Genomic DNA, 12,979 nt, shown 5'->3' on the forward strand with positions numbered 1-12,979 from the left:
CCGCGCCTCGAAAAAAGGGGGGATTCGAGGGGCCGGGTTCGGCGCTCTCAGCTCGTCATGGCCGGCGCCGGGGACCGGGGCAAAGACCCCGGTCGGGATCGCCCACATGCGGGGCGATGTACCTATCTACAACACCCCGCCCACCCCATATGTTCCCCACGCCCACCCCAAACCCCCACGTCAACCACGCCCCGCCTACGCACCGCGTCACAGCCGCTACACGCCCCACTCCGACGTGGGCGAAGCGCCCCCGCGAGGGTGGACGGCGAGGTTCTACGGGCCTGGCCGAGGCGGCTTCTGGTGGAGGGATCAAGGTCGGGGGCCGCGCCGGCCGTACGAGAGGAGGCAAACCCTCCACGGGGCGGGCTAGGCGTCGCGCGCGGGCCTGGTGTCGACGTTGGCGGTCAGGGTGCGGAGGAGGGCGGGGAGTTCGGCGGCCGTGGCGGCGGGGACGCCGCGCAGCGTCTCCTCCGCGAGCGCGCACCACAGCTCCTTGACCCGGGCGGCGAGGGCTCTGCCGGTGTCGGTGAGCTCCACGACGCTGGCGCGCTTGTCGGAGGGGGCGGGGGCTCGGCGGATGTGACCGGCGGACTCCAGCTTGCGGGTCATGAGGGTGACGCTGGGCGGCTCGCAGCCGAGGGCGTCGGCGAGCTGCGCCTGGATCATCGGGCCGGTCCGGTCGAGTTCGAGCAGCAGCGCCTCCTGGCCGGGGTGCAGGCCGAGCGGGGCCAGCAGGGCGGCGGCCCTGGCGCGGTGGCGCAGGCTCAGCAGGCGGATGGCCTGGTTGAGGGCGTCGGCGTACTCGAAGTCCATGGCTCTCCTTGACCCGGATTAGTTATGCGCATAATAGTTATCCGCGTAACTGATTCTATCCGATGCCGAGGAGCCGGACATGACCGTGAAGGTCGCCGTCATCTACTACAGCGCGACGGGCACCGTCCACGCGCTCGCACGGGCCGTCGCCGAGGGCGCCGCCTCTGCGGGGACCGAGGTGCGCCTGCGGCGGGTCGCCGAGCTGGCGCCGGACAGCGCGGTGGACCGGAACCCGATGTGGCGCCGTCACGCCGACGCCGCGGCGTCCGTCGCGGAGGCGTCGGTCGAGGACCTGGCGTGGGCCGACGCGTTCGCGTTCGGGACGCCCACCCGGTTCGGCGCCCCGGCGGCACAGCTCAAGCAGTTCATCGACCAGGCCGGCGGGCTCTGGCGGGAGGGGCGGCTGGCCGACAAGCCGGTGACCGCCTTCACCTCGGCGTTCAACCGCCACGGCGGCAGTGAGGCCACGATCCTGTCGCTGGGCAACGTCTTCTACCACTGGGGCGCGCTGATCGTCCCGCCCGGGTTCACCGACGACGCCGTGTACGCCGCCGGCGGGAACCCCTACGGCACGTCCGCCGTGACCGGCCCGGCGGGAGAGGGGCCGGACGAGGCGGCGCTGGAGGCGGCCAGATACCAGGGCCGCCGGCTGGCCCGCGTCGCGATCCGGCTGCGGGACGGCGCGGACGGGGACGGCGCGGGCGGGGACGACCCGCGCGGGGCCCTGGCCACCACGGCCTCCCGCACCGCGTGAGCGCGGCCCGCGAGGAGGCGGCCATGACGAGCACGGACACGGCGCCCCGGCGCGCCGGCTCACCGGCCGGGCCCGCCCGGCTGGTCCTGCCGCTGGCGTGCGCCGCCCAGTTCATGGTGATCCTGGACGCGTCCATCGTGAACGTGGCCCTGCCCTCGGTCCGCGCGGACCTCGGCTTCACGGCCACCGGCCTGGCCTGGGTGGTGAACGGGTACCTGCTGGCCTTCGCCGGGTTCATGCTGCCGGGCGGGCGGGCCGCCGACCTGTTCGGCCCGCGCCGGGCGCTGGTCGCCGGGCTGGCCCTGTTCTCCGCGGCGAGCCTGGCCGGCGGGCTGGCGGCCGCGCCGGAGATCCTGGTCGCGGCCCGGCTCGCCCAGGGGATGGGGGCCGCGCTGATGGCCCCGGCGACGCTGGCCGTGATCAACACGTTCTTCACCGAGCCGGGGGCCCGCGCCAGGGCGTTCGGCGCGTGGTCCGCGGCCGGCGGCGTCGGCGGGATGGCGGGGGCCCTCGCCGGCGGCGCCATCACCACCGGCCTGTCGTGGCGGTGGGTCTTCCTGGTCAACGTGCCGATCGGCGCGGCGCTGATCGCCGTGGCCCTGGTGTCGCTCGCCCGAACGCGCTCCGGCCGCCGGGACTCGCTGGACCTCACGGGGGCCGTCACGGGGACCGCCGGGCTGGCCGGGCTGATCTACGGGATCACGCAGGGCGCGGAGCACGCCTGGACGTCGCCGCGGGTCGCCGTGCCGGTGGCGGCGGGGGTGATCCTGCTGGCCGCGTTCGTCGCGGTGGAGGCGCGGTTCGCCGCCCGGCCGATGGTGCCGCTGCGGCTGTTCCGGATCCGGGGGATCGCCGCCGGGAACGGGCTGCTGCTGCTGTTCGGCGGGATCACCATCGCCATGTGGTACTTCACCTCGCTCTTCCTGCAGAACGTCCTCGGCTTCAGCGCGCTTTCGGCCGGGCTCGGGCAGACGCCCGCGGCCGTGACGTTCATGCTGGCCGCGCGGTGGGCCGGGCCCCTCCTGCCCCGGATCGGCGCGCGCCTCCTGCTGGCGGCCGGGGGCGCCCTCTTCCTGGCCGGGTTCGGCTGGCTCTCCCTGGCGGGCGCGGGCACCGCCTACCTGACGGGGGTGCTCGGGCCGACGCTGCTCGTCGCGGTCGGCATCGGGCTGACCTTCCCCACCCTCATGGCCGTGGCGACCGCCGACGCCCCCGAGGGTGACGCGGGGGTCGTCGGGGGCCTGGCCAACACGGCCGGGCAGGCGGGCGGCTCGATCGGGCTCGCGGTGCTGGCGACGGCCGCGGGCTCGCGAGCCGCCGCCGAGACGGGGGCCTCCCCCGCCGAGGCCCTGGCCTCCGGGTACGGGCTGGTCTTCCTCATGGCCGCCGGCATCGGCGTGGTCCTGGCGGCGCTCGGTGTCCTGCTGCCCTCCCACCGGCACACCCGCTGACCCCGCACGGGCGTACGGCTCGCGCCTCCGCGAGGCGCGAGCCGTACGTCATCGGGCGGCGCCTCCCGCGGCCTCGGCGGCCGGCGCCCCGCCCGGCGGCTCCGGCGGCGCCGCGCCGGGGCGGGGGTGGGGGGTCGCCAGGAGGAGCAGGAAGAGGACGGCGCACAGGGGGAGGGCGGCGAGGAACACGCGAGGGATGGCCGAGGTGTAGTCGGCGGTGTGGGCGAGGGACACGATCGTGGCGAAGAGCGAGATGCCCAGGGTGCCGCCCAGGCCGCGGAGCGCGATCAGGGCGGAGGTCGCGGTGCCCAGCTCGGGGGCGGGCACGGCGCGCTGGGTCATGGCGACCAGGGGCTGCATCAGCAGGCCGATCCCGGCGCCGATCAGGGCGAGGGCGGCGGCCATGGGCGGGTACGACCCGGCGGTCAGGTAGAGCGCGGCGAAGCCCGCCGTCACCCCGGCCGCGCCCAGGAGCAGCGGCCCCCTGGCCCCGGCGGTGCGGCCGGAGAGCGCCGAGGCGGCCACGAACGCGAGCATGAGCGGGATGAGCGCCAGGCCCGCCCGCGTGGCGTCCATGCCGAGCACGCCCTGGAAGTACATGGGCAGGAACACCGATCCGCCGAACAGCAGCGCGCCGAGGAGCATGGACGCCGGATACGTGATCCGGACGACGCGGTCGCGCAGCAGGCGCGGCGGGAGCACGGGCTCGGGCGCCCGGCGCTCCCAGGCCGCGAAGGCGGCGAGCAGCACGACCGCGCCCGCGGCCAGGCCCAGGATCACCGGCGAGGTCCAGGCGTGCTCGCGCCCGCCCCACTCGGCGGCGAGCATGAGCACGGCCACCGCGGCGGCCAGCAGCGCCGAGCCGGGCGCGTCGACGCGCGGCACGGAGGCCGGGCGGGGCAGGCGCAGGCCGACGCCGGCGAAGAGCATCGCGAGCAGGCCGAGCGGGACGTTCACGTAGAAGATCCAGCGCCAGCCCACGGTGTCCGTCAGGACCCCGCCGGCGAGGGGCCCGCCGACACTGCCCACGGCCATGATCGCGCCGAGGTACCCCTGCGCGCGGCCGCGCCGCTCGGCCGGGAACAGCTCGGCGAGCACGATCGACGCGAGCGAGAACAGGCCGCCCGCCCCCAGTCCCTGGACCGCGCGCAGGGCGACGAGCTGCGGCAGCGTCTCCGCCAGCCCCGCCAGCGCGGACGCCGCCGTGAAGACCCCGACGGCGGTGAGGAAGGTGGGCAGCCGCCCGAACCGGTCGCTCGCCCTGCCGTACAGGACGCCGGTGGCGGTGCTGGTCAGCAGGTACGCCGTCACCACCCAGCCCGCCGACGCCCCCGTGCCCAGCTCCGCGGCGATCCGCGGCAGCGCCGTCCCCACGATGGTCTGGTCGACCACCGCCAGCACCACCCCGAGGCACAGCCCCGCGACGGCCAGCGGGGTGTTCCCCCGCCCGGTCCTCTCCGCCGCGCCGCTCATCGCCCGTCCTCCTTCTCCCCGGCCCCGGACCCCGTACGGCCGGCGCCCGCGCCCGCGGATCCCGTACGGCCGGCGCCCGCCCCGGCGGACCCCGTACGGCCGACGGCCGCGCCGACGGGTTCCGTGATGCCGGCGGGTCCGGCGGGTCCGGCGCCGCCCGGCTCCGGCGGGCGGGCGAAGGGGAGGGGCAGGCCGGTGTCCTCGCTGAGGAGGTCCTGGTCGAGGAGGGAGGCGGCGATCGTGCCCGAGGCAGAGGCGACGGAGACCGCGGCGAACGGCATGGGCACGGCCGGACGCCGGGACATGTCGCCGATCGCGTGGACGCCGGGGACGCTGGTCCGGCCGAAGTCGTCCACCTCGACCACGCCGTCGGGCAGGAGGCGGCAGCCCAGCGAGGCCGCCAGCGGGGACCGCTGGACGGTGCGCGTGCTCACGAACGCCGCCCCGCGCGCCAGCGGCGGCCCCGCCTCGAAGACGACGGCCTCCAGTTCCCCGTCACGCGACTCCAGCCGCGTCACCGGCTCGCAGCGCACCGCCACCCCGTGCCGGTCCAGCGGCGCGAGGTCCGCGCCCGGCGGCCCGTCGGTGCACAGCGTCACGTCCGCGCCCATCCGGCGGAGCTGGAGCGCCAGCCGTACCCGGTCGGGCGTGCCGCCGATCACGGCGACCGGCGCGGCCACGGCCTCGAACCCGTGGCAGTAGGGGCAGTGGAACGCCGACGTGCCCCAGATCTCCGCCACGCCCGGGATCGGCGGCAGCTCGTCGGCGAGGCCGGTCGCCAGCACCAGGCGCCGGGCCCGCACCGCCTCGCCGTCCGTCAGCCGCAGCTCGAACCCCGGCGGCGGGCCCGCCTCCGCGCCCCCGGCGTCCCCGCCCCCGCCGTACGGCGGCGCGGCGGCGGACGCGGCGCGGACCTCCGCCCGCCGGTACTCCACGGAGGGGTAGCGGGCGAGCTGGGCGCGGGCGGTGGCGCGGAGGACGCCGGGCGGGGTGCCGTCGTGGGACAGGAGGTTGTGCACGGCCCGCGCCGGGGCGTTGCGGTACTCGGCGGAGTCGAGGACCAGGGTGCGCCGGCACGCGCGCCCGAGGGTGAGGGCGGCGGCCAGCCCGGCGGGCCCGCCGCCGACCACGACGACGTCGTATGCCGCGGAGAACGGCGGGGCCGCCGGCGTGGACGAGTCCGGGTCCGGGGAGGACCCGGCGGACATGGATGACCTGAACGAGTTGACCATGACCCCACTTTGCAAGTTAATGTGAACATGAAGTCAAGTGAGATGAGCATCGGGGAACTGGCCGAGCGGTTCGGGCTCGCGGCGCACGTGCTGCGGCACTGGGAGAGCGTGGGACTGCTGACGCCGGGGCGGCGGGTGAACGGCCGCCGGAGGTACACCGAGGAGCACGTCTACCGGGTGGCGGTGATCGTGCGGGCGAAGGACGCGGGGCTGAGCCTGGAGCGGATCGGGCGGCTGCTGGCGGCGCGCGACCGGGAGGGCCGGCGGGAACTGCTCGCGGGCCACCTGGCGGACCTGGACCGGCGGATCGCCGAGGCCCAGGCGTCCAGGGCGATGGTCGAGCACGCGATGGGCTGCCCGGAGGAGGACTTCCTGCGCTGCCCGACGATGCGCTCGATGATCGGAGTCCTGATCTAACCGTTACCGCCCAAGGCGTCCCCTCGTTATCGCTCGATGTCGGAAGGCTCATATCCTTGCGGCATGGCAAAGAAGGCGGCGTCCCCGGAGACCCCGGGTCGTCTCAAGCAGATCCGAATGGTCGCCGGGATCGTCAGGCAGGCGAACCCCAAGGGCATGCCGATCGTGTTCGCGACGGCCCTCGGCGTGCTCGCGCTGTTCGTGGTGATCGGCCTGGTCACCGACTCCCTGCTCTTCATGATCCCGCTCGGCCTGCTCGGGGGTCTGACCGCCGGCATGATCGTCTTCGGGCAGTTCGCCCAGAAGGCGCAGTACTCCATGCTGGAGGGCCAGCCGGGCGCCGCCGCCGCGATCCTGCAGAGCATGCGCGGGAACTGGAACGTCACGCCGGTCGTGGCCGTCAACCGGGAGCAGGACGTCGTCCACCGCGTCGTGGGCGCGCCGGGCGTGATCCTGGTGTCGGAGGGCCCGGCCAACCGGGTGCAGCGGCTCCTTCTCGCCGAGAAGAAGAAGGTCCAGCGCGTCGCCATGGACGTGCCGGTCTACGACGTGCAGACGGGTGACGGCGAGGGCCAGGTCCCGATCAAGAAGCTGCAGCGGCACCTGATGAAGCTGCCGCGCAACCTCAAGAAGCCGGCCGTCGCCGAGGTGAACTACCGCCTGCGCGCGCTCCAGAGCAGCCTGCCCATGCCCAAGGGCCCCATGCCCAAGGGTGTGAAGATGCCCAAGGGCCCGCGCCCGAAGACCCGTTGAGCGACGCCCACGGTCTCGGCGACGCCCACGGTCTCGGTGACGCCGACCGCGTAAGCGATTCCGGGGACCTGCCGGGCGACTCCGGCGAGCCGCCGTACGGCGGGGCGGGCGATGACGTCGCCGCCGGGTCCGTCGCGCGGCGCCCGATCTCGGCCGAGCAGTCGGTGCGGGCCAACCGCCGCTGGTGGGACGGCGCGGCGGACGAATACCAGGCCGAGCACGGCGAGTTCCTGCGCGACACCGGCTTCGTCTGGTGCCCCGAGGGCCTGGACGAGGCCGACGCCCGGCTGCTCGGCGACGTGCGCGGCAAGCGCGTCCTGGAGATCGGCTGCGGCGCCGGGCAGTGCGCCCGCTGGCTCGTCACCCAGGGGGCGCGGGCGGTCGGCGTGGACCTGTCGTACCGGCAGCTCCAGCACTCCCGCCGGATCGACCTGGACACCGGCCTCCGCCTTCCGGTGGCCGCCGCCGACGCCCGGGCGCTTCCCTTCGCCGACGAGTCCTTCGACGCCGTCTGCTCGGCGTACGGCGCGATCCCGTTCGTGGCCGACTCCGCGGCCGTGATGCGCGAGGCCGCCCGCGTCCTGCGCCCCGGCGGGCTGTTCGTCTTCTCGGTCACCCACCCCATCCGCTGGAGCTTCCCCGACGACCCGGGCCCGCACGGCCTGACCGCGACCCGGCCGTACTTCGACCGGACCCCCTACGTCGAGTTCGACGAGGACGGCGAGCCGGCCTACGCCGAGCACCACCGCACCCTGGGCGACCGCGTCGCCGAGCTCACCGCCGCCGGGCTCGTCCTCACCGCCCTCACCGAGCCGGAGTGGCCGGAGGGCCACGACCGCGTCTGGGGCGCGTGGAGCCCGCTCCGCGGCCGCCTCATCCCCGGCACCGCGATCTTCTCCGCCCGCAAGCCCGCCGCCTGACGCCCCGGCCCGCACCACCGCGCCACCCGCACCACGCCACCCGCACCACCGCGCCACCCGCACCGCGTCGCAGCGCGCCGCGCCGCGCCGGGCCGTACGGCACGAGCCCGGGCCCGCGCCGGCCGTACGGCACGGGCGGCGCGCGCGGCGGGTCAGGGCACCGGGTCGTGGGAGGTGACGACCTCGATCTGGCCCGGGTGGTCGCGCACGAGGCGGCGCAGCCGCGCCCGGTTGTGCGCCCAGGCGGCGTGGTCCTCGGCCAGCGCGCGCTGCGCCGCGCCCAGGCTCCGAGGCAGGGTCCCGGGCCCGCCCCGCGCCCGCCGTACGGCGTCGCCGGCCCGGCCGGGGCCGAGTTCCGCGCGCCAGAAGAGGGCGTCGCCGACGTGGAGCAGCCAGCCGCGCTCCGTCTCCACCGCGACGCCGGTGTGCCCGCGCGTGTGACCGTGCAGCGGGACCATGAGGACCGGCAGCCCGGGCAGCGGCTCGCGCACGGCCGCGAAGCCGTGCCAGGGCTCGCCCGCCTCCTCGTGGAGCACCCACGCGGGCCCGTGCGCCCACTGCCCCGCACGGTACCGGGGCCGCTCGCGCCACGTCGGCCGGGTCATCGCCGCGTGTTCCCTGGCGTGCAGGTGGACCAGCGCGCGCGGGAAGTCACGCAGGCCCCCGGCGTGGTCCGCGTCGAGGTGGGTGAGCACGATGTGGCGGACGTCGCCGGGGTCCAGCCCGAGCGCCTCGATCCGGCGGATCGCGGTCTCGGCGGGGTCGAGCGCGGGCCTGGCGCCGAACCTCAGCATCGGCCCCAGCGCCGCGCCCCCGTCGGCGACGTCGGCCAGCCCGAAGCCGGTGTCCACCAGCACCAGCCCCCGCTCGCTCTCGATCAGCAGGCAGCGGGCGCCTATCAGGCCGGAGGCGGTGCCGCGCAGCCAGCGGGGGCGCATGGTGCCGCAGTTGATGGTGTGTACGCGCACGCGCCGAAGGTAACCCGGGGCGCACACGCGGACCAGCCCGGCTTAGGAGAGTTCCTCCCGGATCGCGGCGGCGAACGCGTCGATGTCCTCTTCGGTGGTGTCGAACGAGCACATCCAGCGGCACTCGCCGGTGCTCTCGTCCCAGGTGTAGAAGCGGAAGCGCTTGCGCACGCGCTCGGCCACGTCCGCCGGCAGGATCGCGAAGACGGCGTTCGCCTGCACGGGCCGGGTGATCTCCACGACGTCGCGCACGGCGTCGGCCAGCCTGGCGGCCATCGCGTTGGCGTGGCGGGCGCTGCGCAGCCACAGGTCGCCCGCGAGCAGCGCCTCGAACTGCACGGACACGAACCGCATCTTCGAGGCGAGTTGCATCGACGACTTGCGCAGGAACGGGATGCCGCGGACCGCGTCGCGGTTGAGCACGACCACGGCCTCGCCGAGCAGGAGCCCGTTCTTGGTGCCGCCGAACGACAGCAGGTCCACGCCCACGTCGGTGGAGATCGCGCGCAGCGGCACGTCCAGCGCGGCGGCCGCGTTGGCCAGGCGGGACCCGTCCACGTGGACGACCATGCCGCGCTCGTGCGCGTGGGCGCAGATCGCCGCCATCTCCGCCGGGGTGTAGAGGGTGCCCAGCTCGGTGGACTGCGTGATCGAGACGACCTTCGGCTGGGCCCGGTGCTCGTCGCCCCAGCCCCACGCCTGCCGGTCGATCAGCTCCGGCGTCAGCTTCCCGTCCGGCGTCGGCACGGTCATCAGCTTCAGCCCGGCGATCTTCTCGGGGGCGCCGCACTCGTCCACGTTGATGTGGGCGGTCTCGGCGCAGACCACGCCCTCCCAGCGCTCGGTCACCGCCTGGAGGCTCACCACGTTCGCGCCGGTCCCGTTGAACACCGGGAACGCCTCGGCCGTCTCGCCGAAGTGCGCCCGGAACACCTCCTGGAGGTGCTCGGTGTAGACGTCGGCGCCGTACGCCACCTGGTGCCCGCCGTTGGCGAGCGAGATCGCCTCCAGGATCTCCGGGTGGACCCCGGCGTAGTTGTCGCTGGCGAAGCCGCGCGCCGAGGGGTCGTGGCGGCGTCGTGCGTCGGTCATGTGGTGCTGTCCTGTCCTGTGCTGCCCTGTGATCGAGGGGATGGCGTACGGCTCCCGCCGCACCTCACCGCGAGGGTACGGCCCCGCCCCGCCTCCGCGGCCCGGGGCCCCCCGCGTTCCGGTCCGGACCCGCCGGCCTGGCCCGCGCGGCGCGGGCCCCTGTACGGCTCGCGCCCGGGGCCGCCACCGCGCGAGACGGGGCGGCCGGGCCGTGGGCCGTACGGGAGGCGGGCGGGAGCGGGTCGGGAGGCGGGCGGGAGCGGGTCAGGTGGTGAGGTCCACGCGGGCGCCGTTGAGGTCGGCGGCGGGCTTCTTCCACAGGCCCGCGACGGCCTCGGCGAGGTCCGCGACGTCGGTGAACCCGAGGAACTTGGCCTCCGGCTTGGCGGCCCGCATCGCGTCGTCCACCAGCGCCTTGACCACGAGGGTGACGGCGGCGGACTCGGTGCCGCGGAGTGCGTCGGCGAACGCCAGCATCCACGTCTCGGCCGCGACCTTGGCGGTGGCGTAGCAGGCGTTGTTCTCGGTCGGCTTGGCGGCGGCCTGGGCGGAGACGATCGCGAAGCGGCTGTTCTCGCTGCGCTTGATCGCGCCTTCGAAGGCCAGCGTCGTGTGCTGGAGGGTGCGGACGAGCAGGTCGTGCAGCAGCGCCCAGTCGCCGAGGTCGGTCTCGGCGAACGAGGACGCGCCGCGCCACCCGCCCACCAGGTGGATCACGCCGTCCACGCGGCCGTGCCGCTCCTCGACCCGCCCGGCCCACCCGCGCACGGCGTCGAGGTCGAGCAGGTCGATGACCTCGCCCTCCACGCCCTCGGGCGCCGCCGACAACGCGGCGTCCAGGCGTTCCTTGTCGGCGTCGGCGGCGACGACCGTCGCGCCCGCCTCGGCCAGGCGCCGCGTCACCGCGCGCCCCGCCGGGCCGCCCGCGCCCGCCACCACGATCACGAGACCTTTCATGCGGCCCGAACCCCCCTCGTCGACTCCACCACATCTGCGAGCTTACGGCGCAGCGCCTCGTAGAACATGCTCAGGGGGAACTCGTCGGGCAGCACGGCGTCCACCGCGCTCTTGGGGAACCCCTCGGCCGGGAGCGCCCCGGCGCCCCGCGCCCAGGTCGAGGCCGGGTGCGGCGCGACGTAGGCGGCGACCAGCTCGTGCGCCGCCAGCCAGTGGGCGAGCTTGGGCCGGTCGATGCCGTCGCGGTAGAGCTTGTCCACCTCGCCGCGCAGCCCCGCGACCGCGTCGGGGACCCGGTCCCAGTCTATGGACAGGCTGTTGTCGGTCCACCGTACGACGTCGTTGCGGTGCAGGTAGGCGAACAGGAGCTGGCCGCCGAGCCCGTCGTAGTTGCGCACGCGCTCGCCCGTGATCGGGAACCGGAACAGCCGGTCGAACAGGATCGCGTGCTGGACGTAGCGGGCGTGCGGGACGCCCTCGGCCTCCAGCTTCACGGCCTCGCCGAAGGCGGTGAGGTCGCAGCGCAGCTCCTCCAGGGCGTACATCCAGTACGGCATGCGCTGCTTGATCATGAAGGGGTCGAACGGCAGGTCGCCGTGGCTGTGGGTGCGGTCGTGGACCAGGTCCCACAGCACGAACGTGTCCTGGGCGAGCTCCTGGCTCTCCAGCAGGCGCGCGGCGTCCGGCGGCAGCGCGAGCTTGAGCGTGCGCGCGGCCGCGGCGCTGACGGCGCGGAAGCGGGCCGCCTCGCGGTCGCAGAAGATGCCGCCCCAGGTGAACCGCTCGGGCTTGTCGTGCACGCTCACGGTCTCGGGGAACAGCACCGCCGAGTCGGTGTCGTATCCGGCGGTGAAGTCCACGAACGCGATCGGGACGAACATCGGGTTGTCGTACCGCTCGCGCTCCAGGTCGGCCAGCCAGCTCGGCCAGACGGTGCGGATCAGCACGGCCTCGAAGTTGCGGTTCGGGTTCCCGTTCTGGGTGTACATCGGGAAGACCACCAGGTGCTCGCGCCCGTCCACCCGCTGCAGCTCGGGCCGGAAGGCCAGCAGCGACGGCAGGAAGTCGGGCACGCCGTACCCGCTCCCGGCCCAGCGGCGCAGGTCGTCCAGGACGGCGGCCAGATAGCCGGCGTCGTGCGGGAACAGCGGGGCCAGTTCCCCGATCGCCTCGCTCATCGCCGCGACGGCCGGGGCGGGGTCGCCGCGCTCCACGGACCCGTCCTTGGCCTGCAGCGGCCGCAGCTCCTCGACCGCGGCCTTCAGCCGCTCCCACGCGGGGTGCGCGGTGACGGGGTGCGCGGCCGCCGAGCCCGCCGAGCCCGCCGCGGCGCCGGCGGGGGCGGAGGCCGGGGCCGGGCGGCGGGCCGCCCAGGTCACGACGTTGCCCCACAGGGTCTCGTGGTCGTGGTCGCCGATCGAGTCGTCGCCGAACAGGTCGGAGTCGGCGAACACCACGACCCGCCCCTCCCCGGCGCGTACGGCCGCCGCCAGCGGCTCCCCGGCCGGATGCGCGGTCGGCGAGGTCCGGAACAGCACCTCGGCCTCCGGCCCCACCCGCACCACGCCGGTGCGGTAGAACACGGCCGACCGCGCCCCGGCGAGCAGGTCCTCGGCCCCGTCGGCAGGGGCGGGCTCGCCGCGCACCCAGGCCGCGACGCCGCGCTCGCACCTGGCCGGGTCCTGCGCCATCGCGTGCGCGATCCCCAGCCCGAACCGGCCGAGCAGGTCGTTGAGGTTGTTGCCGTACTTGTCCTGTTCGTACTCCCCCAGGACGACCAGTCCGCCGCCCTCGCGCACGAACGCCTCGACCGCGTCGAGCTCGGCGTCCCCGAGCACCGGGTCCCCGCCGATCGTGCGCTCCCACCTGCTGTCGGAGGGGTGCGCGATCACCAGCACGTCGCACCCGGCCAGCACCTCGGGGGTCAGCGCCCCCTCGGCGTGCGCCGCCACGTCGTGCCCGAGCCGCCGCAGCCGCTCCGCCGCCCGCGTGTACGCGCTGTCCTCGGGATATCCGGGATTCATCCCGGCCGCGACCTCCCGCCGGATGCTCCACGCCTGGCCGTGCGCCTCATCGAACAGAACCCGGGGGAACGCCCTCATCCACCCCTCCTTGAGAAAAGTTCTTCTCCGACAACCACCCAACGCCG

At 75.3% G+C, this 12,979-nt stretch carries 12 protein-coding genes; 5 read left to right on the top strand and 7 right to left on the bottom strand.

The genetic code is table 11. The features are described from left to right. Window positions 1-366: 366 nt before the first annotated feature. Window positions 367-813: a MarR family winged helix-turn-helix transcriptional regulator gene (locus D5H75_RS39305; RefSeq protein WP_119931722.1), complete on the bottom strand. Its 447-nt coding sequence runs from the start codon at window positions 811-813 to the stop codon at window positions 367-369. A 79-nt stretch (window positions 814-892) separates the two neighbouring features. On the opposite strand from D5H75_RS39305, the gene wrbA reads away from it, so the two are divergent. Beyond that, window positions 893-1,567 carry an NAD(P)H:quinone oxidoreductase gene (gene wrbA, locus D5H75_RS39310; protein ID WP_119931723.1) on the top strand — a complete coding sequence of 225 codons (675 nt, stop codon included), beginning with the start codon at window positions 893-895 and terminating at the stop codon, window positions 1,565-1,567. Between the two features lie 23 nt (window positions 1,568-1,590). Next, the gene (locus D5H75_RS39315; protein WP_119931724.1) at window positions 1,591-3,018 is read left to right on the top strand and encodes an MFS transporter; all 1,428 of its coding nucleotides are present in this window, start codon (window positions 1,591-1,593) and stop codon (window positions 3,016-3,018) included. A 48-nt stretch (window positions 3,019-3,066) separates the two neighbouring features. Here the strand turns inward: D5H75_RS39315 and D5H75_RS39320 are convergent, their stop codons facing one another. Then, window positions 3,067-4,491 carry a DHA2 family efflux MFS transporter permease subunit gene (locus tag D5H75_RS39320; RefSeq protein ID WP_119931725.1) on the bottom strand — a complete coding sequence of 475 codons (1,425 nt, stop codon included), beginning with the start codon at window positions 4,489-4,491 and terminating at the stop codon, window positions 3,067-3,069. Then, window positions 4,488-5,723: an NAD(P)/FAD-dependent oxidoreductase gene (locus D5H75_RS39325; RefSeq protein ID WP_242454774.1), complete on the bottom strand. Its 1,236-nt coding sequence runs from the start codon at window positions 5,721-5,723 to the stop codon at window positions 4,488-4,490. Before D5H75_RS39325 ends, D5H75_RS39320 begins: the two co-directional genes overlap by 4 nt. Window positions 5,724-5,750: 27 nt before the next feature. On the opposite strand from D5H75_RS39325, the gene D5H75_RS39330 reads away from it, so the two are divergent. The 3 genes from D5H75_RS39330 (at window position 5,751) to D5H75_RS39340 (ending at window position 7,813) form a co-directional block, all read left to right on the top strand. Next, complete coding sequence (locus tag D5H75_RS39330) at window positions 5,751-6,140, top strand: MerR family transcriptional regulator (protein ID WP_119931727.1); 390 nt, start codon at window positions 5,751-5,753, stop codon at window positions 6,138-6,140. Between the two features lie 63 nt (window positions 6,141-6,203). Further along, window positions 6,204-6,893 (top strand): DUF4191 domain-containing protein, encoded by a 690-nt coding sequence (locus tag D5H75_RS39335; RefSeq protein ID WP_119931728.1) that lies wholly within the window; start codon window positions 6,204-6,206, stop codon window positions 6,891-6,893. Between the two features lie 146 nt (window positions 6,894-7,039). Continuing rightward, entirely contained in the window at window positions 7,040-7,813 is a 774-nt protein-coding gene (locus D5H75_RS39340; protein WP_242454778.1) for a class I SAM-dependent methyltransferase, read from the top strand. A 152-nt stretch (window positions 7,814-7,965) separates the two neighbouring features. On the opposite strand, the gene D5H75_RS39345 is transcribed toward D5H75_RS39340, so the two are convergent. The 4 genes from D5H75_RS39345 to D5H75_RS39360 form a co-directional block, all read right to left on the bottom strand. Further along, window positions 7,966-8,781, bottom strand: a complete 816-nt coding sequence (locus D5H75_RS39345; RefSeq protein ID WP_119931729.1) for an MBL fold metallo-hydrolase — start codon at window positions 8,779-8,781, stop codon at window positions 7,966-7,968. 42 nt (window positions 8,782-8,823) lie between these two features. Beyond that, window positions 8,824-9,873: a threonine aldolase family protein gene (locus tag D5H75_RS39350; RefSeq protein WP_119931730.1), complete on the bottom strand. Its 1,050-nt coding sequence runs from the start codon at window positions 9,871-9,873 to the stop codon at window positions 8,824-8,826. 264 nt (window positions 9,874-10,137) lie between these two features. After that, a complete protein-coding gene (locus D5H75_RS39355; protein WP_119931731.1) occupies window positions 10,138-10,830 on the bottom strand; it encodes an SDR family NAD(P)-dependent oxidoreductase in 693 nt (230 codons plus the stop codon). After that, complete coding sequence (locus D5H75_RS39360; protein WP_119931732.1) at window positions 10,827-12,932, bottom strand: DUF6421 family protein; 2,106 nt, start codon at window positions 12,930-12,932, stop codon at window positions 10,827-10,829. The genes D5H75_RS39355 and D5H75_RS39360 overlap by 4 nt, the downstream gene beginning before the upstream one ends. Between the last annotated feature and the right edge of the window lie 47 nt (window positions 12,933-12,979).

Origin of the sequence: Bailinhaonella thermotolerans, from assembly GCF_003594875.1 — a bacterium.
GTDB classification, from domain to species: domain Bacteria; phylum Actinomycetota; class Actinomycetes; order Streptosporangiales; family Streptosporangiaceae; genus Bailinhaonella; species Bailinhaonella thermotolerans.

Excerpts from the sequence above, each read along its gene's own strand:
- D5H75_RS39305 (WP_119931722.1), bottom strand. The coding sequence starts at position 813 with ATGGACTTCGAGTACGCCGACGCCCTCAACCAGGCCATCCGCCTGCTG.
- D5H75_RS39360 (WP_119931732.1), bottom strand. The coding sequence starts at position 12,932 with ATGAGGGCGTTCCCCCGGGTTCTGTTCGATGAGGCGCACGGCCAGGCG.
- D5H75_RS39350 (WP_119931730.1), bottom strand. The coding sequence starts at position 9,873 with ATGACCGACGCACGACGCCGCCACGACCCCTCGGCGCGCGGCTTCGCC.
- D5H75_RS39355 (WP_119931731.1), bottom strand. The coding sequence starts at position 10,830 with ATGAAAGGTCTCGTGATCGTGGTGGCGGGCGCGGGCGGCCCGGCGGGG.
- D5H75_RS39335 (WP_119931728.1), top strand. The coding sequence starts at position 6,204 with ATGGCAAAGAAGGCGGCGTCCCCGGAGACCCCGGGTCGTCTCAAGCAG.
- D5H75_RS39315 (WP_119931724.1), top strand. The coding sequence starts at position 1,591 with ATGACGAGCACGGACACGGCGCCCCGGCGCGCCGGCTCACCGGCCGGG.
- wrbA (WP_119931723.1), top strand. The coding sequence starts at position 893 with ATGACCGTGAAGGTCGCCGTCATCTACTACAGCGCGACGGGCACCGTC.
- D5H75_RS39330 (WP_119931727.1), top strand. The coding sequence starts at position 5,751 with ATGAAGTCAAGTGAGATGAGCATCGGGGAACTGGCCGAGCGGTTCGGG.
- D5H75_RS39325 (WP_242454774.1), bottom strand. The coding sequence starts at position 5,723 with ATGGTCAACTCGTTCAGGTCATCCATGTCCGCCGGGTCCTCCCCGGAC.
- D5H75_RS39320 (WP_119931725.1), bottom strand. The coding sequence starts at position 4,491 with ATGAGCGGCGCGGCGGAGAGGACCGGGCGGGGGAACACCCCGCTGGCC.